The 22,075-nt window shown below is 67.9% G+C and carries 19 protein-coding genes; 8 read left to right on the top strand and 11 right to left on the bottom strand.

Annotation, left to right across the window (positions count from 1 at the left end; genetic code table 11):
* Positions 1 to 34 precede the first annotated feature (34 nt).
* Complete coding sequence (locus SBI67_RS11150; protein ID WP_318980628.1) at positions 35 to 997, top strand: COX15/CtaA family protein; 963 nt, start codon at positions 35 to 37, stop codon at positions 995 to 997.
* On the opposite strand, the gene SBI67_RS11145 is transcribed toward SBI67_RS11150, so the two are convergent.
* On the bottom strand, positions 941 to 1,882 hold the full coding sequence (locus SBI67_RS11145) for an ATP-grasp domain-containing protein (protein WP_318981307.1): 942 nt from the start codon (positions 1,880 to 1,882) through the stop codon (positions 941 to 943). The two genes, SBI67_RS11150 and SBI67_RS11145, sit on opposite strands and share 57 nt — an antisense overlap.
* A gap of 18 nt (positions 1,883 to 1,900) precedes the next feature.
* Here SBI67_RS11145 and SBI67_RS11140 point away from each other — a divergent pair, with 18 nt between their 5' ends.
* Positions 1,901 to 2,875 carry a quinone oxidoreductase family protein gene (locus SBI67_RS11140; RefSeq protein ID WP_318980627.1) on the top strand — a complete coding sequence of 325 codons (975 nt, stop codon included), beginning with the start codon at positions 1,901 to 1,903 and terminating at the stop codon, positions 2,873 to 2,875.
* Positions 2,876 to 2,945: 70 nt separating this feature from the next.
* On the opposite strand, the gene SBI67_RS11135 is transcribed toward SBI67_RS11140, so the two are convergent.
* From SBI67_RS11135 to SBI67_RS11125, 3 genes are all read right to left on the bottom strand, one after another.
* The gene (locus SBI67_RS11135; RefSeq protein ID WP_318980626.1) at positions 2,946 to 3,785 is read right to left on the bottom strand and encodes a putative endonuclease domain-containing protein; all 840 of its coding nucleotides are present in this window, start codon (positions 3,783 to 3,785) and stop codon (positions 2,946 to 2,948) included.
* A gap of 97 nt (positions 3,786 to 3,882) precedes the next feature.
* Positions 3,883 to 4,824 (bottom strand): DUF1254 domain-containing protein, encoded by a 942-nt coding sequence (locus SBI67_RS11130; RefSeq protein ID WP_318980625.1) that lies wholly within the window; start codon positions 4,822 to 4,824, stop codon positions 3,883 to 3,885.
* Between the two features lie 10 nt (positions 4,825 to 4,834).
* The gene (locus SBI67_RS11125; protein ID WP_318980624.1) at positions 4,835 to 5,767 is read right to left on the bottom strand and encodes a heme o synthase; all 933 of its coding nucleotides are present in this window, start codon (positions 5,765 to 5,767) and stop codon (positions 4,835 to 4,837) included.
* Between the two features lie 204 nt (positions 5,768 to 5,971).
* On the opposite strand from SBI67_RS11125, the gene tkt reads away from it, so the two are divergent.
* From tkt to SBI67_RS11095, 6 genes are all read left to right on the top strand, one after another.
* Positions 5,972 to 8,065, top strand: coding sequence for a transketolase (gene tkt / locus SBI67_RS11120; protein WP_318980623.1), 2,094 nt, complete (start codon positions 5,972 to 5,974; stop codon positions 8,063 to 8,065).
* 17 nt (positions 8,066 to 8,082) lie between these two features.
* On the top strand, positions 8,083 to 9,198 hold the full coding sequence (gene tal / locus SBI67_RS11115) for a transaldolase (RefSeq protein WP_318980622.1): 1,116 nt from the start codon (positions 8,083 to 8,085) through the stop codon (positions 9,196 to 9,198).
* Complete coding sequence (gene zwf, locus SBI67_RS11110; protein ID WP_318980621.1) at positions 9,195 to 10,769, top strand: glucose-6-phosphate dehydrogenase; 1,575 nt, start codon at positions 9,195 to 9,197, stop codon at positions 10,767 to 10,769. The genes tal and zwf overlap by 4 nt, the downstream gene beginning before the upstream one ends.
* 22 nt (positions 10,770 to 10,791) lie before the next feature.
* Entirely contained in the window at positions 10,792 to 11,703 is a 912-nt protein-coding gene (gene opcA, locus SBI67_RS11105; protein ID WP_318980620.1) for a glucose-6-phosphate dehydrogenase assembly protein OpcA, read from the top strand.
* The gene (pgl, locus tag SBI67_RS11100) at positions 11,696 to 12,418 is read left to right on the top strand and encodes a 6-phosphogluconolactonase (RefSeq protein ID WP_318980619.1); all 723 of its coding nucleotides are present in this window, start codon (positions 11,696 to 11,698) and stop codon (positions 12,416 to 12,418) included. Before opcA ends, pgl begins: the two co-directional genes overlap by 8 nt.
* 177 nt (positions 12,419 to 12,595) lie before the next feature.
* Positions 12,596 to 12,949 carry an ATPase gene (locus SBI67_RS11095; protein WP_318980618.1) on the top strand — a complete coding sequence of 118 codons (354 nt, stop codon included), beginning with the start codon at positions 12,596 to 12,598 and terminating at the stop codon, positions 12,947 to 12,949.
* 6 nt (positions 12,950 to 12,955) lie between these two features.
* Here SBI67_RS11095 and ppc read toward each other — a convergent pair whose 3' ends face one another.
* The 7 genes from ppc to SBI67_RS11060 all read right to left on the bottom strand — a co-directional run bounded on the left by ppc (position 12,956) and on the right by SBI67_RS11060 (position 22,053).
* Complete coding sequence (ppc, locus tag SBI67_RS11090) at positions 12,956 to 15,757, bottom strand: phosphoenolpyruvate carboxylase (protein WP_318980617.1); 2,802 nt, start codon at positions 15,755 to 15,757, stop codon at positions 12,956 to 12,958.
* Between the two features lie 56 nt (positions 15,758 to 15,813).
* Positions 15,814 to 16,050: a preprotein translocase subunit SecG gene (secG, locus tag SBI67_RS11085; protein ID WP_024453902.1), complete on the bottom strand. Its 237-nt coding sequence runs from the start codon at positions 16,048 to 16,050 to the stop codon at positions 15,814 to 15,816.
* Positions 16,051 to 16,133: 83 nt separating this feature from the next.
* Positions 16,134 to 16,919 carry a triose-phosphate isomerase gene (gene tpiA / locus SBI67_RS11080; protein ID WP_024452793.1) on the bottom strand — a complete coding sequence of 262 codons (786 nt, stop codon included), beginning with the start codon at positions 16,917 to 16,919 and terminating at the stop codon, positions 16,134 to 16,136.
* A gap of 8 nt (positions 16,920 to 16,927) precedes the next feature.
* Positions 16,928 to 18,148, bottom strand: coding sequence for a phosphoglycerate kinase (locus SBI67_RS11075; RefSeq protein WP_318980616.1), 1,221 nt, complete (start codon positions 18,146 to 18,148; stop codon positions 16,928 to 16,930).
* A gap of 33 nt (positions 18,149 to 18,181) precedes the next feature.
* A complete protein-coding gene (gene gap, locus SBI67_RS11070) occupies positions 18,182 to 19,201 on the bottom strand; it encodes a type I glyceraldehyde-3-phosphate dehydrogenase (RefSeq protein ID WP_318980615.1) in 1,020 nt (339 codons plus the stop codon).
* A gap of 81 nt (positions 19,202 to 19,282) precedes the next feature.
* A complete protein-coding gene (locus tag SBI67_RS11065; protein ID WP_266046385.1) occupies positions 19,283 to 20,281 on the bottom strand; it encodes a phospholipase D-like domain-containing protein in 999 nt (332 codons plus the stop codon).
* Complete coding sequence (locus SBI67_RS11060) at positions 20,278 to 22,053, bottom strand: ABC transporter ATP-binding protein (protein ID WP_318980614.1); 1,776 nt, start codon at positions 22,051 to 22,053, stop codon at positions 20,278 to 20,280. The genes SBI67_RS11065 and SBI67_RS11060 overlap by 4 nt, the downstream gene beginning before the upstream one ends.
* Positions 22,054 to 22,075 lie beyond the last annotated feature (22 nt).

Raw genomic sequence — 22,075 nt, 5'->3', positions numbered from 1 at the left:
CGGCCTGTAGTTAGCATTGTTCTACGATCGGGCCGTGGCGGTGTATCGGTGGTTTCTCAAAGTCGTCGACCTGCTGCCCCTGCCCAGCCTGCGCGTCCAGCGGCTCATCGCCTTCCTCGTCATCCTGACTCAGGGCGGCATCTCGGTGACCGGCGCGATCGTCCGGGTGACCGCCTCCGGGTTGGGCTGCCCGACCTGGCCGCAGTGCTTTCCCGGCAGTTTCGTGCCGGTGCCGCATGCCGAGGTGGCCATCGTGCATCAGGCCGTCGAGTTCACCAATCGGCTGTTCACCTTCGGTGTGGTGGCCACCGCCGCACTGGCCGTGCTCGCGGTGACCCGGGCCCGGCGCCGCCGCGAGGTGCTGGTGTACGCCTGGCTGATGCCGGCCTCGACCGTCGCCCAGGCGGTGATGGGCGGCATCACCGTGCTCACCGGCCTGTTGTGGTGGACGGTGGCCATCCACCTGCTGGCATCGATGATCATGGTGTGGCTGGCGGTGCTGCTCTACGTCAAGATCGGCGAACCCGATACCGGGGTGGTAACCGATCAGGTGGTGAAACCGTTGCGCCAGTTGACTTTCGTGTCCGCGGTGGTGCTGTCGGGCATCTTGGTCACCGGGACACTGGTGACCGGGGCCGGCCCGCACGCCGGCGACAAGAGCCTGGACCGGGTGGTGCCCCGGCTGGAGATCGAGATCACCACCCTGGTGCATGTGCATTCGTCGTTGCTGGTGGCCTACCTGGCGCTGCTGATCGGGCTGGGATTCGGACTGCTGGCCGTGGGCGCGCCGCGGGCGGTGCGGATCCGCTGGGTGGTGCTGGTGGTGCTGGTCGCCACGCAGGGCATGATCGGCGCCGTGCAGTTCTACAACGGCGTCCCCGCGGCACTGGTCGCGGTGCACGTGGCCTTCGCCGCGGCATGCACTGCCGGCACCGCCGCGCTATGGGCGTCCATGCGGACGCGACAGTGGTCCGAGCCCCAGCCGCTCCAGGGCTGACTCGACGCCGACCGCGAAATCCCGCTCGGCACGCGCCTTCTGCGTGGCGTCGAGCTGCCGGAACCCCAGTGACGGCTCGATCAGTTCCAGCTCCAGCAGCCGGGCATCGTCGGCGCCGAGCACGTCGACACGGGCGTAGAGCAGGTCCTCGCGCCGCATCCCGAATCGGCGCACCACCGACATCACGGCGTCATGGCCGAGGTCCCACAGGGCATCGTCGGGGTCCGCGCCGGACAGCGTCTCGGCCGCGAACGTACCGGTCTCCTCGAACACCGGCGCGTTGCCCGGCGGCGGCAGCAACGGGCCCTTGGTGAACGCGTGCGACGGCTCCCCGTTCAGGAACACCAACGCCGTCTCCCCCGCCGCGACCCGGTGATCGAACGGCTGCACCAGCACCGGCCGGCCCTGCGCCTGCAGTGCCTGGGCGTGTGCTCGGGCCGCGGCGGCGTCGACGAACCGCTGGGCGCCGGCCGAGCCGGCGCCGACCGCCGGTTTCACGACCACCTCGCCGGCGGGTATCTCGACGGCGTCGGCGACGCCGAAATATCGGGTCGGGACGATGGGCACCCCGTCGGCCTGCAGGTCCAGCAGGTAGTGCTTGTCGGCGCTCCAGGCCACCAACTCGGGCGGGTTGAGCAGGTGGCGCACCCGCCGGCTCCAGTCCAGGAACTCGTCGAGACGGTCGGCGTAATCCCATGCCGCGCGCAGGATCACGAGATCGGCCCGCAGGGTCGCCGGGTCGTCCCAGGATTTCCACTGCGCGTGCAGGCCGCGCCGGCGCAGCGCGGTGACAAGTCCGTCGTCGTCGCCATCACCCTGCGGCAGGGCCGGGCAACTCGCGAAAACGATGCGGGGGTGGAACACGTCGGGGCGGGCCAGCTTCACCAGTGGATGATAGGTGGCATGCATGCCATCGAAGTTTCCGAGACCGGAGGACCGGAGGTCCTCACCTACGTCGAGAAGCCCGAGCCGGTTGCGGGCCCGGGGCAGGTGGTGATCAAGGCCGAAGCCATCGGGGTGAACTTCATCGACACCTACTTCCGGTCCGGCCTCTACAAGCGTGAGCTGCCCTTCGTGGTGGGCACCGAGGTGTGCGGCACCGTCGCGGCGGTCGGGGAGGATGTCGCGGCGCTGGCCGTCGGCGACCGGGTGGTCACCGCCGACGCCGACGGCGCCTACGCCGACTACTGCGTGGCCCAAAGCGATCGGGTGGCCTATGTCCCCAACGGGGTGGCGCCCGAGTCGGTGGCCTCGGCCCTGCTGAAAGGCATGACGGCGCACTACCTGATCAAGTCGGTCTACCCGGTGCAGCCCTCGGACTCCATCCTGGTGCACGCCGGTGCGGGCGGGGTGGGACTGATCCTCACCCAGTGGGCCACCAGCATGGGCACCCGGGTGATCACCACGGCGTCGACGCCGGAGAAGGCGGCGTTGTCCCGGATGGCCGGCGCGGTCGAGGTGCTCGACTACCCGGACGATCCGGCGGAGTTCGGTGCCGCGATCCGCGAGCTGACCGCCGGCGCCGGGGTTGCCGCGGTGTACGACGGCGTCGGCGCCTCCACCTTCGACGCCAGCCTGGCCAGCCTCGCGGTGCGCGGCACCCTGGCGTTGTTCGGCGCGGCCAGCGGCCCGGTGCCCCCGGTGGACCCACAGCGACTCAACGCGGCAGGCTCGGTGTTCCTGACCCGGCCGAAGCTGGGTGACTTCACCCGTACCGCCGACGAATTCGCCTGGCGGGCCGGCGAACTGCTCAGCGCCATCGCCGACGGCTCGATCTCGGTGACGGTCAGCGAGCGCTACCCGCTGGCCGAGGCCGCCCGCGCGCACATCGACCTCCAGGGCCGCAAGACCGTCGGCTCGATCGTGCTGGTGCCCTAGACCGGCTCCGAGACTGAAGCCAGGGATCGATTCTCCCCCAAATCCGTCCCTGGCTTCAGTCTCGGTACGGTCAGGCAGCGCCGGGCCGTCGCCGGGCCAACGCCGCGGCCACCCTGGCGATGATCTCGTCCTCGCTGTCCTCGGCTATCACTCGAAGCACGATCCAGCCCAGCGCCTGCAGCTCGTGCTGGATGCGCCGATCTCGCACATACTGACCGCGTTCGGTCTGGTGGTGCCTGCCGTCGTACTGCACCGCGATCTTCAGCGAGCGCCAACCCATGTCGACCTTGGCGACCATCCGGGTGCCCGCGAACACTTCGATCTGGGTGTCTTCCGGTGGCATCCCGGCGTCGGTGAGCAGGAGCCGCAGCCAGGTCTCGCGGGGTGATTCCGCGCCGCCGTCGGCCAACGCCAACGCGGTCCGCAGCGGCCGGATCCCGCGGCAGGAGGGATACCGGGCGATCAGCGGCGCGACGTCGTCGACGGTGACCCGCCACGTCCACAACAGCGCGTCCATCCGCGCCACCGCGTCGTCGCGCGTCAGGTGCCGACCGAGGTCGAACAGCGTCCGGGCCCGCGTCGTGACGGGCACCCCGCCGAACGTGGTGATTTCGTCGCGCGCGTACGTCTCGTTGCGCACGATCACCCCCGTCGGCGGATGGGTGTTGCACCAGAGCATTTCGATCGCGCTGTCCTCGGGCACCCATCGCGCACCGAGCAGACCGGACGCCGCCACCCCCGCAATGACGCCACGCCGTCCCGACCACAACCACGCGGCCCTGGCCCGGTCGAGCAGCGTCGGATTGTCGGGCCCGTACACGTCGGGAAACAGTCTGCGGTGGTGCCGCCGCAGCTCGCTGCGGGTGACCTTCCCCGCGGCCAGCGCCTCACTTCCGATGAAGACCCCCATCCGCGGATGCTGGCACGACACACCGACAAGCCCGTCGAGACTGAAGCCAAGGACGTGACCGGACCGGATTTCGTCCCTGGCTTCAGTCTCGGTGCCCCTACACGGGATGCGCCGCCGGGAACGTCCAGGATCCGTCCAGGATCTCCGGCCGCGGGCGGTAGAGCCGGACCAGGTAGTTCCAGCCCGCGGTGATCGGCAGCACGTTGGGTGCCCCGTCACCACCGAATTGGACGGTCACCGCACCGTCGGCGTCCGCGACGGCTGTGACATTGTTCACCGAATACGCGTTGCCGGGGTTCGGCTCCAGATAGCCGTCCTTGTTGTACACCGTGATCGACCAGAAACCATCCACCGGAACGTCTTTCACCGTCAGCCGGTGCACGGTGACACCGTCGTTCGCCGGCGGCACCACGGTGAGGTACAGCGCATCGCGTTCGGGATTACCGCCCCAGGCGAAGGCGGTGCCGATCAGGTGATGCACCGGGTCGACCTCGTCGCGCGCGCCGAAGGTCCGCGTCGAGTCGGTGAGCGTGGTCGACAGCGTGATGAGGGCATCGCGCACCGTTTTTTGCGTCGCCGGGTCCCAGTCGGGGATCTCGAAGCGGCCCGGCTCGGGCTGGGTCACCTCGATGGCGTCCTGCAGAGCGTGCACGGCCGGCAGATCCGCCGCGTCGTTCGGGTCGACGAGGGTGCGCACCGCCGCCAGCAGGTACCGGGTGCCCACCACATCGCGCGACAGGATCACCGCGGCCGGGGCGTAGGCCACCTCCACGGTGTAGTGGTCCTCGTTGATGATCTGCACCGACATGAACCGGCCTGCGCTGTCCGGCAAGGTGATCGTCACATCGCCGGCGTCCAGATCGAAGACGGCGGCCGAATACAGGGTGTCGCGGTTCTGCCGGATCACCATCTGGTCGTCCACCGGGGAGAGTTCGCGGAAATGCAGGAACTGCCCGAATCCGCCGGCGGCCGCGATGCGGGCGAAGTAGACGTCCGATTCGGCGCGAGCGAAGTTGTCGGGGCTGACCAGTCGGCTCATGCCGACGAATCTAGCGCCCCAGCAAGGTCGGCAGCGCCAGTGCGGAATCGATGGCCAGCGCGCAGAACACCACGGCCAGATAATTGTTCGACTGCAGGAACAACCGCAACGGCTTGACCGGCTCGCCGCGCTTCACCCCGGCATAGAGCTGGTGCGCCATCACCAGGAACCACGCGCCGGCCAGCAGTGCCACCGACGCATAGAGCCAGCCGGTGGCCAGGGTCAGCGCCAGCGTGGTGAGCACCGTGAGCCAGGTGTAGATCAGGATCTGACGCGTCACCTGCCGCTCGGTGGCCACCGCAGGCAGCATCGGCACCCCGGCCGCCTTGTAGTCGTCCTTGTAGCGCATCGCCAGTGCCCAGGTGTGCGGCGGCGTCCAGAAGAAGATGATCAGGAACATCACCAGGGCCGGCCATCCGATGGTGCCGGTCACCGCCGACCAGCCGATCATCACCGGCATACAGCCGGCCGCGCCGCCCCACACCACGTTCTGCGAGGTGCGCCGCTTCAGCAACAGCGTGTAGACGAAGACGTAGAACGCGATGGTGACCAGGCCCAGCACCCCGGAAAGCAGGTTGGTGGTCCACCACAGCCAGGCGAAGGAGCCGGCCGAGAGCACCAGACCGAAGATCAATGCGTGCCGGGTCGGCACCGAGGCCCGGGCCAGCGGCCGCAGCGCGGTCCGCTTCATCACCTTGTCGATATCGGCGTCGGCGACGCAGTTCAGGGTGTTGGCCCCGGCGGCGGCCATCATGCCGCCGATCAACGTGTTGACGATCAGCAGCGGATCGACCGTGCCGCGGTCGGCCAGCAGCATGGCTGGGATCGCCGTCACCAACAACAGCTCGATCACGCGCGGCTTGGTCAATGCCAGATATGCCAGAAACGTCGAACGGATCCGACTGGGCGCTGCGCTAGCTGACCGGCGCTCGCGAATGCTCACGCAAATAACTCCTCGGGCAGCGTCACGCGGGCTTCTACTACAGACGATGGTAGACCGCGGGCCTGTGAGCCCGACACCGCAGGGTCAATTCCGGTGAACCGGGAAGTAAACGACCACCAACCGGCCTGCCGCGGATGAGTCGGTCCTACTAGGGTGTTTTAGAGGAACAAGCAGCTGATCTCGCAGACGCTAGGAGCACGCGTAGTGACCACCACCGAGGAGATTTCCGCCCTCACCCGCCCCAACCACCCGGACGACTGGACGGACCTCGACTCCTTGGCTGTCGACACCGTGCGCGTTCTGGCCGCCGACGCGGTGCAGAAGGTCGGCAACGGCCATCCGGGCACCGCGATGAGCTTGGCCCCGCTGGCCTACACCTTGTTCCAGCGGCAGATGCGCCACGACCCCAGCGATGTGCACTGGTTGGGCCGGGATCGGTTCATCCTGTCTTGCGGGCACTCCAGCCTGACGCTGTACCTGCAGCTGTACCTGGGCGGTTTCGGCCTGGAGCTCGAGGACATCGAGGCGCTGCGGACCTGGAAGTCCAAGACGCCCGGGCACCCGGAGTTCCGGCACACCAAGGGGGTGGAGATCACCACCGGGCCGCTGGGCCAGGGCCTCGCGTCCTCGGTCGGCATGGCGATGGCGGCCCGCTACGAGCGTGGCCTGTTCGACCCCGACGCCGCGCCGGGTACCAGCCCGTTCGACCACTACATCTACGTGATCGCCTCCGACGGCGATATCGAGGAAGGCGTCACCAGCGAGGCGTCCTCCCTGGCGGGCACCCAGCAGTTGGGCAACCTCATCGTCTTCTACGACAAGAACCACATCTCCATCGAGCACGACACCGATATCGCTTTGAGCGAGGACGTGGCGGCCCGTTACCGCGCCTATGGCTGGCACGTCCAGGAGGTCGAGGGCGGCGAGAACGTCACCGGTATCGAAGAAGCCATCGAGGCCGCCAAGGCAGTCACCGACAAGCCGTCGTTCATCGCGGTGCGCACGATCATCGGCTACCCGGCGCCCACCAAGATGAACACCGGCGGCGTGCACGGCTCGGCCCTCGGCGACGACGAGGTGGCCGCCACCAAGAAGGTGCTGGGATTCGACCCGGACAAGAAGTTCGAGGTGCGTCCCGAGGTCATCGAGCACACCCGAAAGCTGGTCGACCGCGGCCGGGAGGCGCACGAGAAGTGGCAGACCGATTTCGACGCATGGGCCGAGCGTGAGCCCGAGCGCAAGAAGCTGCTGGACCGGCTGCTGGCCCAGGAACTGCCCGAAGGCTGGGATGCCGACCTGACGTACTGGGAGCCGGGCTCCAAGCCGCTGGCCACCCGCGCCGCATTCGGCAAGGTACTCAACGACGTCGCGCCCAAGCTGCCCGAATTGTGGGGTGGCTCTGCCGATCTCGCCGGCAGCAACAACACCACGATCAACGGCGTGAAGTCGTTCGGTCCGCCGTCGATCTCGACGTCGGATTACACCGCCGACTGGTACGGGCGCGTGCTGCACTTCGGGATCCGCGAGCACGCGATGGGCTCGATCCTGTCCGGCATCGTGTTGCACGGCCCGACGCGGGCGTTCGGCGGGACGTTCCTGCAGTTCTCCGATTACATGCGTCCGGCGGTCCGGCTGGCCTCCCTGATGGACATCGACACCATCTACATCTGGACCCACGACTCGATCGGTCTCGGTGAGGACGGCCCCACCCATCAGCCCATCGAGCATCTGGCCGCGCTGCGCGCCATCCCGAATCTGTCGGTGGTGCGCCCCGGTGACCCGAACGAGACCGCCTACGCCTGGCGCAGCATCATCGCGCGTGGCAACGGCAGCGGCCCGGTGGGTTTCATCCTGACCCGGCAGGGCATCCCGGTGCTGGAGGGCACCGATTCCGACGGGGTGGCCCGGGGTGGTTACGTCCTCGGCGGCGGCAACCCCGCCGACGACGCCGACGTGATCATCATCGCGACGGGCTCCGAGCTGCAGTTGGCGGTCGAGGCCCGGAAGCTGTTGGCCGAGAAGGACATCGTCGCCTACGTGGTGTCGATGCCGTGTGTGGAGTGGTTCGAATCCCAGCCCAAGGAGTACCGCGACTCGGTACTCCCGCCGGATGTGTCGGCACGCGTCGCGGTCGAGGCCGGGATCGCGCAGCCGTGGCACAAACTGGTCGGCGACACCGGCGAGATCATCTCGATCGAGCACTACGGCGAGTCGGCCGACGACAAGACGTTGTTCCGCGAATTCGGCTTCACCGCTGAGGCCGTCGTCGCGGCCGCGGAACGCTCCCTCGACAACTAGAGAAAAGAGCACATCTCATGTCCCAGAACCCGAACCTCGCAGCGCTGAGCGCCGCGGGCGTCTCCGTATGGCTCGACGACCTGTCCCGTGACCGGCTGCAGACCGGCAACCTGCAGAACCTGATCGACACGCGCAGCGTCGTGGGGGTCACCACCAACCCGTCGATCTTCCAGGCCGCGCTGTCCAAGGGCGACGCCTACGACGGTCAGATCAAGGAACTCGCGGAGCGCGGCGCCGATGTCGACGCCACCATCCGCACGGTGACCACCGACGACGTGCGCAACGCGTGCGACCTGTTCGCCAAGGCCTACGAGGCCTCCGGCGGCGTGGATGGCCGGGTTTCGATCGAGGTCGATCCGCGGTTGGCACACGACACCGACAAGACGATCCTGCAGGCCATCGAGCTGTGGAAGATCGTCGACCGGCCCAACCTGCTGATCAAGATCCCGGCGACCGAGGCCGGACTGCCCGCCATTACCGCGGTGATCGCCGAGGGCATCTCGGTCAACGTCACCCTGATCTTCTCGGTGGAGCGGCATCGCGCCGTGATGGACGCCTACCTGGCGGGCCTGGAGAAGGCCAAGGAGGCGGGCCACGACCTGGCCAAGATCCATTCCGTGGCGTCGTTCTTCGTCTCCCGGGTGGACACCGAGATCGACGCCCGGCTGGACAAGCTGGGTTCCGAGGAAGCGCTGGCGCTGCGCGGGCAGGCCGGGGTGGCCAACGCCCGGCTGGCCTACGCCGCCTACGAAGAGGTGTTCGGCGGTGAGCGGTTCGCCAAGCTCACCGAGTCCGGCGCCCGCGTGCAGCGCCCGCTGTGGGCCTCGACCGGCGTCAAGAACCCGGACTACTCGGACACCCTGTACGTCACCGAACTGGTCGCCCCGAACACGGTGAACACCATGCCGGAGAAGACCCTGGAGGCCGTCGCCGATCACGGCGTGGTCACCGGGGACACCATCACCGGCACCGCCGAGGCGTCACAGCAGGTCTTCGACAAGCTGTCGGCCATCGGCATCGACCTGACCGACGTGTTCCTCGTCTTGGAGAACGAAGGCGTCGACAAGTTCGAGAAGTCCTGGGCCGAGCTCCTCGAGGCCACCCAGGGACAGCTGGACGCCGCGAAGCGATGACGGCGACCACCGACACAGGTCCCGCATGGCGTAACCCGCTGCGGGACAAGCGCGACAAGCGGATGCCCCGCATCGCGGGACCATGTGCGGTGGTGATCTTCGGGGTCACCGGCGACTTGGCCCGCAAGAAGCTGATGCCGGCCATCTACGATCTGGCCAACCGCGGTCTGCTGCCGCCCAGTTTCGCGTTGGTCGGGTTCGCCCGGCGCGATTGGGCGGACGAGGATTTCGGCAAGATCGTCTACGAGGCGGTACAGCAGCACGCCCGCACCCCGTTCCGGCAGGAGGTGTGGGACCGGCTGGCCGAGGGATTCCGGTTCGTGCAGGGCACGTTCGACGACGAGGCGTCCTTCGAGCGCTTGAAGGACACCCTGCACAAGCTGGATGCCGAGCGCGGCACCAGTGGCAACCACGCGTTCTATCTGTCGATCCCGCCGAAGGCGTTCCCGCAGGTGTGCGAACAGCTTTCGAAGTCGGGGTTGGCCGAGAAGGCTTCTGCGGACGTGAGGAGCGGATCAACTGGCGATAGCTGGAGCCGAGTCGTCATCGAGAAGCCGTTCGGCCACGACCTCAAGAGCGCCGAGGAACTCAACGCCGTCGTCAACAGCGTGTTCCCGGAGTCCTCGGTGTTCCGCATCGACCACTACCTGGGCAAGGAGACGGTCCAGAACATCCTGGCGTTGCGGTTCGCCAACGAGTTGTTCGAGCCGGTGTGGAACTCGCACTATGTCGACAGTGTGCAGATCACCATGGCCGAGGACATCGGCCTGGGCGGGCGCGGCGGCTACTACGACGGGGTCGGGGCGGCGCGCGACGTCATCCAGAACCACCTGCTGCAGCTGCTGGCGCTGACGGCGCTGGAGGAGCCGGTGAGCTTCTCCCCCGCCGAGCTGCAGGCCGAGAAGATCAAGGTGCTCTCGGCCACCAAACTGGTTGAGCCGCTGGATGAGACGACCTCGCGCGGGCAGTACGTGGCGGGCTGGCAGGGCGGCGAGAAGGTCGTCGGGTTGCTCGACGAGGAGGGCTTCTCCCAGACCTCGACCACCGAGACGTTCGCGGCCATCACACTCGAGGTGGACACCCGCCGGTGGGCCGGGGTGCCGTTCTATCTGCGCACCGGAAAACGGTTGGGGCGCAGGGTGACCGAGATCGCACTGTTGTTCAAGCGGGCGCCGCACCTGCCATTCGACGCCACCATGACCGACGAGCTGGGCCAGAACGCGCTGGTGATCCGGGTGCAACCGGACGAGGGCATCACCCTGCGGTTCGGGTCCAAGGTGCCCGGCCACATCATGGAGGTCCGCGATGTCAGCATGGACTTCTCCTACGGTTCGGCGTTCGCCGAGGAATCGCCGGAGGCCTACGAACGGTTGATCCTCGACGTGCTGCTCGGTGAACCGTCGCTGTTCCCGGTCAACGCCGAGGTCGAACTGTCCTGGAAGATTCTCGATCCCGCGCTGGAGTACTGGGCGACGCATGGCAAGCCGGACCCGTACGAGTCCGGCACCTGGGGCCCCGATTCGGCGTTCGAGATGCTGCACCGGTCCGGCCGTGAATGGCGGCGGCCGTGATGATCCGAGAAGGAGCCGAGCCGTGATCGTCGATCTGCCCGACACCAATACCGGTGCCATCAACAAGAAGATCGTGGCGCTGCGCGAAGAAGGCGGGGCGATCACGCTCGGCCGGGTGCTGACGCTGGTGGTCGCCCCCGACAGCGAGTCACTGCTGGAGGAGTCGATCGAGGCCGCCAACGTGGCCAGCCGCGAACATCCCTGTCGCGTCATCGTCGTCATCCCGGGTGACCGGCTGACCACCGAACCGCGGCTGGATGCCCAGCTGCGGGTGGGACGTGACGCCGGCGCCAACGAGGTGGTGGTGCTGCGGTTGTCCGGACCGCTGGCCAACCATGCCAGCAGCGTGGTGACCCCGTTCCTGCTGCCCGACACCCCGGTGGTGACGTGGTGGCCCGACCTGGCGCCCCGGGTACCCGCGCAGGACCCGCTGGGCAAGTTGGCGATCCGACGCATCACCGATGCGACCAACGGCGAAGACCCGTTGGCGTGTATCAAGAGTCGGCTGGCCGGATACACCCCCGGAGACACCGACCTGGCGTGGAGCCGCATCACCTACTGGCGCGCACTGCTGGCGGCGACGCTGGATCAGGCGCCCTACGAGCCGATCACCTCGGTGCTGGTGTCGGGGCTGAAAGAGGAGCCGGCCCTGGACATCCTGGCCGGGTGGTTGGCCGGTCGGCTGGACTGCCCGGTGTCCCGTGCGGTCGGCGACCTCAAGGTCGAACTGACCAGGGCCAGCGAGACGATCGTGTTGAGCCGGCCGCAGACCGGCGTCACCGCGACCCTGACCCGCACCGGACGACCGGACGCACAGATTCCGTTGGCGCGCAGGGAAACCCGGGACTGCCTGGCCGAGGACATGCGCCGGTTGGACGCCGACGAGATCTATCTGGAAGCACTACAGGGAATCGACAAGGTGGCTTATGTCTGACCAGAACCAGCGCGTCATCGAAACCTACCTCGACGCGACCGAGTTGGCCGCGGCCGCCGGCGCCCGGCTGGTGGGCGCCATCACCTCGGCGATCGCCAACCGGGGCGAGGCCGTCGTCGTCCTCACCGGTGGAACGGTCGGGATCGCGTTGCTGCGCCACGTAGCCGGTTTCAGCACCGAGATCGACTGGTCCAAGGTGCAGCTGTTCTGGGGTGACGAGCGTTTCGTACCCGCCGCCGACGACGACCGCAACGTCAAGCAGGCCCGTGCGGCGCTGTTGGAGAGCATCGACATCCCGGCGGCGAATGTGCACGCGATGGCCGCCAGTGACGGCGAGTTCGGCGACGATATCGACGCGGCCGCCGCTGCCTACGAAAAGCTGCTGCCCGCCGAATTCGACGTGCACCTGCTGGGCATGGGCGGTGAGGGGCACGTCAACTCGTTGTTCCCCGACACCCCCGCGGTTCAGGAAACCGGCCGGCTCGTCATCGCGGTGAACGACTCGCCCAAACCGCCGCCCCGGCGGATCACCTTGACCCTGCCCGCCGTGGCGCGGGCCCGCGAGGTCTGGCTGGTGGTCGCCGGTTCGGAGAAGGCCGAGGCCGTCGCCGCGGCGATCGGCGGCGCCGCCGCGGTCGACGTGCCGGCGGCCGGCGCGGTCGGCAAGGAGAAGACGGTGTGGCTGCTCGACGAGGCGGCCGCCGCCAAGCTGTGAACGCTCACTCGGCGCGCGGCGGTGCGTCGGAGTGTGCGTCGCGGTAACCGGCCAGGTATTCGGCTGCCGCTTCGCCCGTCGGCATCTCGTCCCGCCAGCGGTAGGTGCATGAATGGCTCACCTCCGTTAAGACGCAGCATCCCCCGCCGAGGTTCCGGTTGCGGCCATACTGAGGTCATGGCAGACCCCATGGCGGCCAAGGGCGGGCGGCAACGCATCAAGACGCTCACCCAGGCCGCCCTGAACGCGGATATGACCGTCGGGCAAGTCGAGTCGCTGCTGGCCGACCTGGAGGTGACGGTGGTGGACCTCAACAAGTCCATCGGCGGCCTGGACACCACCATGGCGCGGTTCAACGAGACGATCACCCGTATCGACGAACTCGCCCCGCGCTTGTTCGGTGTGCTGGAACGGATGGAGCGCATCGTCGAGCGCGTCGAGGTGATGGTCGGTCTCGGCGAGACGATGCTGGCGCCGGTGGCCGCGACCGAGAACGCCGTGCGCCGGGTTCTCGGGCGGTTTCGGCCCTAGAAGATCTCAGCCAGAGTTTCGCAGCGCGGTGGCCAGCCCGCTCATGGTCAGCAGGATGCCGCGCTGCACCAGTTCGTCGGTGTCCCCGGCCCGATGCCGACGCAGCAACTCCACCTGCAGGTGGTTCAGCGGTTCCAGGTACGGGAAACGGTTGAACACGGACCGGGCCAGGGCGGGGTTGTCGGCCAGTAGATCGTCCTGACCGGTGATCAGCCGGTGCATCCGGATGGTGCGGTCGTGCTCGGCCAGAATCTTGTCGAAGACCCGCGCGCGCAGCGCCTCGTCCTCCACCAATTCCGAATACCGGGCGGCCAGCCCCATATCGGATTTCGCCAACACCTGCGCCATGTTCGACAGCACGGTCCGGAAGAACGGCCACCGCTCGTAGAGGTCCTGCAGCACCTCAAGGCGGCCATCTCCGCCCGCGATGAACTCCTCGAACGCCGTGCCGGTGCCGTACCAGCCGGGCAGCATCACCCGGGACTGGCTCCAGGCCAGCACCCACGGAATGGCCCGCAGGTCGGAGATGGCCGTCGTCGGTTTGCGCGAGGTGGGCCTGCTGCCGATGTTGAGTGCACCGATCTCGCTGACCGGGGTGGAGGACTTGAAGTACTCGACGAAACCCGGTGTCTCGTGCACCAATTCGGCGTAGGCGCGCTGGGCCAGGGCAGCCAGGTCGTCGAGCACCTGGTATGCGGGCTCGGCCGCCTCCCCCAGTCCCTCGACGTCGAGCAGGGTGGATTCCAGGGTCGCGGCCAGCAGCGTCTCCAGGTTGCGGTGTGCGATCCGCGGTTCGGCGTATTTCGCGGCGATCACCTCGCCCTGTTCGGTGATGCGCAGCGAGCCGTTCACCGCGCCCGGTGGCTGGGCCAGGATCGCGTCGTAGCTGGGGCCGCCGCCGCGGCCGACGGTGCCGCCGCGACCGTGGAACAGCCGCAACCTGATTCCGGTCTTGCGGGCCGATTCGACGAGGTCGAGTTCGGCCCGGTACAGCGCCCAATTGGCCGCCAGGTACCCGCCGTCCTTGTTGGAATCCGAGTAGCCGAGCATCACCTCCTGGTGGTCGTCGCGGGCGGACACCATGGCCCGGTACACGGGCAGGTCGAGCACCGCTTCCAGGATCCCGGACCCGCGCTGCAGGTCGTCGATCGTCTCGAACAGCGGCACGATACCCACCGGGGCGTACGGGTGATCACCCGAAACATCCAGCAGCCCAGCCTCTTTGAGCAGGACAGCGGCCTCCAGCATGTCGGAGACCGACTGGCACATCGAGATGATGTAGTTGGGCACCGCCTGCGGTCCGAGCACCTTCACCGCGCGGGCCGCGGCCGCGACGATGCCCAACTCCTTGCGGGCCAGCTCGGACAGTTCGGCGCCCTCGCCGATGAGCGGCCGACGGGTGCCGATCTCGGCGGCCAGCAGTGCCACCCGCTCGTCCTCGGGCAGCGAGGCGTAGTCGGGGTGCACACCGGCCCAGGCCAGCAGCTCGGCGATCACCTGTTCGTGCACCTCGGAGTTCTGCCGCATGTCCAATCCGGACAGGTGGAACCCGAAGACACGCACCGCTTCTCGCAGTCGGCTCAGCCGGTCGTCGGCCAGCACGGCGCTGCCGTTGGCCCGCAGCGACGCATCCACGACATCCAGGTCGGCCAGCAACTCGGCGGGCGTGACGTACGGTTCCAAGCCGAGATCGAGTACATCCGCGGGCTGCTCGTCCAGGATGGCCGCGGCGGTCGCGGTCAGCCGGGCGTGGATGACGCGCAGCGCGCGGCGGTAGGGCTCGTCGGCACGGGCCGGCTCGGTACACAGCGCGGTGAGGGCGATCAGCTCCTCGGATACGTGCACCAGCCGCGCCGACATGGACAGTTCCTGTTCCAGCGCCGTCAGCTCGCCGAAGTAGTGCGCGATCGCGGTGTGGGCGGCCCGCCCGGTGGCGAGCCGGACGATGTCGGCGTTCACGTTGGGGTTACCGTCGCGGTCTCCGCCGATCCACGACCCGGGCCGCAGGATCGGCTCGGCCAGCAGTCCCGCCCCGGGGAACAGCGTCTCCAGCGCGGTGCGCACCTCGGCGTTGACCGTGGGGATCACCTCGAGGAAGGCCGCCTGGTAGTAGCGCAGGCCGGTCTCGATCTCGTCGGAGATCTTCAGCCGCGACAACCGCACCAGCGCCGTCTGCCACAGCGTGAGGATGTGCCTGCGCAGTTCGGTCTCGATATCGCGGCCGTCGGCGGTGCTGGTCTGGCCGTGCAGGCGCAGCCGCATCAGCTCGGTGATCCGATGTTGGGTGTCGAAGACGGTCCGGCGGCGGGTTTCGGTGGGGTGGGCGGTGATCACCGGAGAGACCAGCGCACCGCGAAGCGCCTGACCGACGACGTCCACGTCCAGGTCGGCATCGGCCAACTTGCCGTAGGTGGCGGCCAGGCTGCTGTCCTGCGGCGGTTCGCCGGACGCGACGTGCACGGCCCGCCGCCGCTCGCGGTGGATGTCCTCGGCGACGTTGGCCAGCAGGGCGAAATGGGTGAATGCGCGGATCACCGGGATGGCCAGGTGGATATCGATACCGGTGAACAGCCGGGCCAAATCGGTGCGGTCGAGTTCGGAGCGGCGCACCTGGAACGAGCCGACGCGGGCCCGCTCGACCAGGTCGAACACCACGTCGCCGTTCTGCTCGCGGACGGTGTCGCCGAGGATGGCCCCCAGCAGCCGGATGTCTTCGCGCATCGGTTCGGTGGCTTCCCGGCCGACGCTGGTGCGCCGCACCGATCCGATCGGTTCGAGCACCGTGTCCACGCGTCCGTTGTCAGCCATGCCCACAATTATCGACGGGCCGCTTCAGCCCCGCATGGCGAGACCGACTGCCGGCGTCAGACGTTGTACTTGATCCGCAGCGCCATACCGATGATGGAGACCACCCAGATACCGACCACGAAATAGGTCAGCCGGTCCAGGTTCTTCTCCACGACCGTCGAGCCGGACAGGCTGGACTGGACGCCGCCACCGAACAGGGTGGACAGGCCGCCGCCCTTGGCGCGATGCAGCAGCACCAACAGCACCACCAGGACACTGGTGACGACGAGGGTGATCTGCAGGGCGAGTTCCATGGCGGTCAGCCTACACGGAGGTGATTTCGGCGCGGAAACCCGCGTCCACCACCACGGATGACCGCGCCGAGATCACCCCAGGGTCAGGGCAGGGGGCCGCCGGCCGCGATCGCGGACAGGGTGGCGAACTGCTCCCCGTCCAGCGAGGCGCCGCCGACCAGGGCGCCGTCCACGTCGGGCTGCGCCACGATCTCGCCGACATTCTTGGCGTTCACCGAACCGCCGTAGAGCACCCGAACCGAGGCGGCGACGTCCGGCGACGCCAGCGTCACCAACTCGTCGCGGATGGCCTTGCAGACCTCTTGCGCGTCGGCCGCGCTTGCCACCCGGCCGGTGCCGATCGCCCACACCGGCTCGTAGGCGATCACCACCTGGCCGATCTGCTCGGCCGACAGGCCGGCCAAGGAACCCTTGAGCTGGTTCACGTTGTAGGCGACGTGCTCACCGGTCTCGCGGATGTCCAGCCCCTCGCCGATGCACACGATCGGGGTGAGCCCGTGCTTGAGCGCGGCCTTGGCCTTGGCGGCCACCAGTTCGTCGCTCTCGGCGTGGTAGGTGCGGCGTTCCGAATGGCCGACGACGGCAAAGGTGCAGCCCAGTTTGGCCAGGAAGGCACCGCTGATCTCGCCGGTGTAGGCGCCGGAATCATGCTGGGACACGTCCTGGGCGCCGTAGGTCAGGCGCAGCTTGTCCCCGTCCACCAAGGTCTGCACACTGCGCAGATCGGTGAACGGCGGGATGACGGTGACATCGACCTTGTCGAAGTACTTGTCCGGCAAGGCGAATGCGATCTTCTGCACCAGCGCGATGGCCTCGAAATGGTTGAGGTTCATCTTCCAGTTGCCGGCGATGAGCGGCTTACGGGCCATGTATGTCCTTAGTCCAGAACGTCGATGCCGGGCAGGGTTTTGCCCTCGAGGTATTCCAGCGACGCGCCGCCGCCGGTGGAGATGTGCGAGAAGCCGTCCTCGGGCAGCCCGAGCAGCCGCACCGCGGCCGCCGAGTCACCGCCGCCGACCACGCTGAACGCACCTTTCTCGGTGGCCCCGATGATCGCCTCGGCGACACCCTTGGTGCCGGCGGCAAAGGCCGGGAACTCGAACACGCCCATCGGGCCGTTCCAGAACACCGTCTTGGCATTGGACAGCAGCGCGGCGAACCGCTTCACCGACCCGGGCCCGATGTCCAGACCCATCAAGTCGGCGGGGATCTGGTCGGCGGCCACCGTCTCGGCCGCGGCGTCGGCGGCGAACTTGTCGGCCACCACGATGTCCACCGGCAGGTGGATAACGTCGCCGTACTTTTCGAGCAGGTCCCGACAGGTATCCAGCATCTCGGCCTGCAGCAACGACGTACCCACCGAAACCCCTTGCGCGGCAAGGAAGGTGAAGCACATGCCGCCGCCGATGATCAGGCTGTCGGCCTTGGTCGCGAGGTTCTCGATGACGGCCAGCTTGTCCGACACCTTCGACCCGCCGAGCACCACGGCGTAGGGCCGCTCACCGGCAGTGGTCAGCTGCTGCAGCACCTTGACCTCGGCGGCCACCAGCGTGCCCGCGTAATGCGGCAGCAGGGTGGCCACGTCGTACACCGAGGCCTGCTTGCGGTGCACCACCCCGAACCCGTCGGAGACGAACGCGCCAGGCGACCCGTCGGCGCCCTCGACCAGCCCGGCCAGCGCCTTGGCCAACCCGAGCCGCTCGGCGTCGTCCTTGCTGGTCTCGCGCGGGTCGAAGCGGATGTTCTCCAGCAGCAGCACGTCACCGTCGGTGAGGCCCTCGGCGCGGGCGAGCGCGTCGGTACCGACCACGTCACCGGCCAGCTGGACGTGCCTGCCGAGTCGCTCCCCCAGCGCCGCGGCGACCGGGGCCAGCGAGAACTTCGGATCCGGCTCGCCCTTCGGGCGGCCCAGGTGTGCGGTCACGACGACCTTGGCCCCGGCCTCGGCCAGGGCTTTCAGCGTCGGGACCGAGGCGATGATGCGGCCCGGGTCGGTGATGTTGCCCGAGTCGTCGAGGGGGACGTTCAGATCCGAACGGACCAGAACGCCGCGTCCCTCGACCCCCTCGGCCAGCAGCTCGGAAAGCGTGGCAACCACTGTGTCTCTATCCCGTCGCTTCGCTCGCCCCGACTACAGCGACTTACCGACCAGGGCGACCAGATCGGCGAGGCGGTTAGAGTAGCCCCACTCGTTGTCGTACCAGGACACGACCTTGACCTGGTTGTCGATCACCTTGGTCAGGCCCGAGTCGAACAGCGAGCTGTGCGGGTCGGTGACGATATCGCTGGACACGATCGGCGCGTCGTAGTACTTGAGGATGCCCTTGAGCGGTCCCTCGGCGGCTGCCTTGAACGCGGCGTTGATCTCCTCGACCGTGCCGGTCTTGGAGACCTCGGCGGTCAGGTCGGTCACCGAGCCGGTGGGGATCGGCACGCGCAGTGCGTAGCCGTCCAGCTTGCCCTTGAGCTCCGGGAGCACCAGGCCGATGGCCTTGGCCGCACCCGTCGAGGTCGGCACGATGTTGATGGCGGCGGCGCGGGCACGACGCAGGTCGCTGTGCGGGCCGTCCTGCAGGTTCTGGTCCTGGGTGTACGCGTGGATCGTGGTCATCAGGCCCTTGACGATGCCGAACTCGTCGTTGAGCACCTTGGCCAGCGGCCCGAGGCAGTTCGTGGTGCACGAGGCGTTGGAGATGATGTTCTGGCTGCCGTCGTACTTGTCGTCGTTGACGCCCAGCACGATGGTGATGTCCTCGTCGGTGGCCGGCGCGGAGATGATGACCTTCTTGGCGCCCGCGTCCAGGTGGCCCTGCGCCTTGTCGCGCTTGGTGAAGATGCCGGTGGACTCGACCACCACGTCGACGCCGAGGTCGCCCCAGGGCAGGGCGGCGGGGCCCTCCTTGACGGCCAGCGCCTTGATCTTCTGGTCACCGACCACGATGCTGTCGCCGTCGACGCTCACCTCGTAGGGCAACCGGCCGAGGATCGAGTCGAACTTCAGCAGGTGCGCCAGCGTTGCGGTCGAGGTCAGGTCGTTGACGGCCACGATCTCGATATCGGTGTTCTTGCCGGCGGCCTTCTGCGCGTCGAGGGCGCGGAAGAAGTTGCGTCCGATGCGGCCGAATCCGTTGACGCCTACCCGGATGGTCACGTGTTGTCTCCTTGACTAGTCGGCGGTCCACTCTGCTCGCACGCCAGCCTAGTGGTGTGGGTTACGTCGCGTGCGGGCTGGTCAGGCGTCCGGGTCGTGCAGGGCGAGTTGGTCGATGTCGTGCGCGTCACGGCCCCGGCCGGCCAGGTCGGCGATCAGACCGGCATCGGAGAGGTCCATCGGCGCCGAGTGCTTCCAATCCTGGTGCGCCACCTCGTTGAGCCGCTTGGTGATCTCGTGATCGGTCACCTCGATGGCCAGTTCCCGGCGGTGGTCGAAACTGCCTGGGGAGAAATTGATCGAGCCGACGACGGCGCGTTCGTGATCGGCCAGGATCATCTTGGCGTGCAGTTTCATGTGCTTGAGCCGGTGGATCTTGATGCCCACGTCGTCGAGGATGCGCATGCCGCTGACACCTTCGACCAGCTTCCCGTCCTTGAGGTGGTGCGCGGCGCGGGCCATCACGTGCACCTTGACGCCGCGGCGGGCCGCCCGCACCAGCCGCTCGATGATCACCGGGTCCTGGTAGCGCTCGTTCTGCAGGAACAAGGTGTGCTTGGCACTGTCGATGAAATCGGCGATCCGGTGCCTGCCGTTGGACGGGCACCAGATCAGGTGAGCGCCGGTGCCGGGGTCGAAGTCCTCGCGTGCCCAATCGGCTTCGAAGCAGTCGATGATCTCGGCGACCTCGTAGGCGCTGGGTGTGACGACGGCGTAGTCGCGCGTGAGGGTGAAGTTCTCCTCGGTCCAGTTCAGCGATTCGACGAAGGCGTGCTCGTCGTCGACCACCATCGACTTCTCGTGGGTCAGGTCGAAGGCGGGGTTGCTCTCCCGCACCTCGATGCCGAACCGCTGCAACATCTCCCGGGCGGCGTCGTTGTCGGTCTCGCCGTCGCGCCGTTCCGGGTTGAGCATGACCTTGACGTCGACGCCGCGCCGGTGGGCTGCCACCACGGCGTCCAGCAGCGGCCGGTGACTGAAGGCGAACATCTTGATGCGTACCGAACGGGTGGACGCATGGATGGCGTCGAGCACCGGCTGCGCGGAGTCGTCGGGCAGGATGATCAACGAACGCGTCACGGTGTCTGGTCCTCGTATTGGATGCGGTGCAGGTCGGCGTATCTGCCGCCCGCGTTCAGCAGCTCGTTGTGAGTGCCCTCCTCGACGACGCGGCCCTCCTCGAGCACGACGATCTTGTCCGCATCGCGGATGGTGGACAGCCGGTGGGCGATCGTGATGACGGTGCGGTCGGCCATCAGCCGTTGCAGGGCCGACATCACCAGGCGCTCGGATTCCGCGTCCAGCGCGGCGGTGGGCTCGTCGAGGATCAGGATGGGGCTGTCCCGGATCAGGGCGCGGGCGATGCCGATGCGCTGGCGCTGCCCGCCGGACAGGGTCAGCCCGCGATCGCCGACCGCACTGTCATAGCCCTGCGGCATCTCGGAGATGAACTCGTGGGCGTTGGCCAGTTTGGCCACCTCCACGATCTCGTCGTGGTCGGCGTCGGGCCTGCCGAAGGCGATGTTGTCGCGGATGGTCCCGCGGAAGAGCACGGTGTCCTGCAGCACGTAGGCGATCTGGCGGCGCAACTCGTGCAGTTTGTAGTCGCGCAGGTCCACACCGTCGATCCGGACGGTGCCCACGCTGGGGTCGTAGAACCGGGGAATCAGGCTGACCAGGCTGGATTTTCCGCTGCCGGTATGCCCGACGACGCCCACCAGCTGCCCCGGCGCCACCTCGAAGGTGACATCGCGCAGTACCGGGGTTTCGGCGTCGTAGCTGAAGGCCACCCGCTCGAAGGCGATCGCGCCCTTGATCCGCGCCGGTTCGACGGCGTCCGGCTTCTCCTCGACCGTCGTCTCGGCGGTCAGCAGGTCGTTGACCCGGTCCACCCCGACCGAGGCCATGGCGATGGTGTTGGTGAGCTTCGCCAGGTCCTGAACCGGTTTGAAGAACGACACCAGGTAGGAGATGAAGACCGTCAGGGTGCCCGCCGTCATCGCCCCGGCGAGGATCAGCGCCGAGCCGCGCCACAACACCAGTGCGGTGCAGGCGGCGACCACGACCGCGACGATCGGGGACACCACCGATTTCACCCGCCGTGCGTTCAGGGCGGCGTCCACCGCCTGCTGGCCGGCCAGCGCGAGTTGACGCTCCTGGAGCTCCTCGCGGTCGAATGCCTTGACCACCCGGATCGACTGCAGCCCTTCCTCGGCAACGGCGACGATGTCGGATTCCCGTCGGCGCACCTCGTGGGTGGCCGCCTTCACGGCCTTGCGGATGCGAGAGACGAACAACAGCAGCAGCGGCGCCACCGCGAGCGCGACCAGGGTGAAATCCCATTGCAGCCACAGCATCACGATCAGCATGCCGAAGATGGTCAGCAGATCGGTCGCGATGCCGAGGGTGGAGGCCGACGCGAAATCCTGGATGGTGTCGACGTCATCGGTGAGGGTGCTCAGGATCGGCCCGACGCGATGGGTGTCGAAGTAGTTCAGGGAAAGCTGCTGCAGGTGGTGGTAGGCCCGGGTGCGCAGATCGTTGCCGATGCGCTGGCCGACCGTCTCGGTCAGGTAGTTGGCGGCGTAGGTGGCCAGGGCGGCGATCACCGCGATGACGATGACCATGATCGCCGCCAGTCCGGCGATGTGCATCCGACCTTCGCCACCGAGCATCGGTTGCAACAGGCCGTGCAACCACCCCGGCAGTGGGTGGTCGCCGACGACGCTGTCGAGCACCACCTTCAACGGCCACGGTGCGGCCAGGCCCATCGCGATCTGGATCAGTAGCACCCCGAAGATGCCGGCGACCAACCACCGGTAGGGACGGATCAACTCAAGGATCAGCCTCATCGCGACCGCCGCCTCTGTGTGG

Origin of the sequence: Mycolicibacterium chengduense, assembly GCF_033741155.1 — a bacterium.
Taxonomy (GTDB): Bacteria; Actinomycetota; Actinomycetes; order Mycobacteriales; family Mycobacteriaceae; genus Mycobacterium.
Note: the sequence above shows the minus strand (reverse complement) of the source record. Positions and strands in the feature narration are given on the sequence as shown.

Coding starts and splice junctions, on each gene's coding strand:
- SBI67_RS11140 (WP_318980627.1), top strand. CDS start 1,901: ATGCATGCCATCGAAGTTTCCGAGACCGGAGGACCGGAGGTCCTCACC.
- SBI67_RS11135 (WP_318980626.1), bottom strand. CDS start 3,785: ATGGGGGTCTTCATCGGAAGTGAGGCGCTGGCCGCGGGGAAGGTCACC.
- SBI67_RS11130 (WP_318980625.1), bottom strand. CDS start 4,824: ATGAGCCGACTGGTCAGCCCCGACAACTTCGCTCGCGCCGAATCGGAC.
- tal (WP_318980622.1), top strand. CDS start 8,083: ATGTCCCAGAACCCGAACCTCGCAGCGCTGAGCGCCGCGGGCGTCTCC.
- zwf (WP_318980621.1), top strand. CDS start 9,195: ATGACGGCGACCACCGACACAGGTCCCGCATGGCGTAACCCGCTGCGG.
- pgl (WP_318980619.1), top strand. CDS start 11,696: ATGTCTGACCAGAACCAGCGCGTCATCGAAACCTACCTCGACGCGACC.
- SBI67_RS11095 (WP_318980618.1), top strand. CDS start 12,596: ATGGCAGACCCCATGGCGGCCAAGGGCGGGCGGCAACGCATCAAGACG.
- ppc (WP_318980617.1), bottom strand. CDS start 15,757: ATGGCTGACAACGGACGCGTGGACACGGTGCTCGAACCGATCGGATCG.
- secG (WP_024453902.1), bottom strand. CDS start 16,050: ATGGAACTCGCCCTGCAGATCACCCTCGTCGTCACCAGTGTCCTGGTG.
- tpiA (WP_024452793.1), bottom strand. CDS start 16,919: ATGGCCCGTAAGCCGCTCATCGCCGGCAACTGGAAGATGAACCTCAAC.
- SBI67_RS11060 (WP_318980614.1), bottom strand. CDS start 22,053: ATGAGGCTGATCCTTGAGTTGATCCGTCCCTACCGGTGGTTGGTCGCC.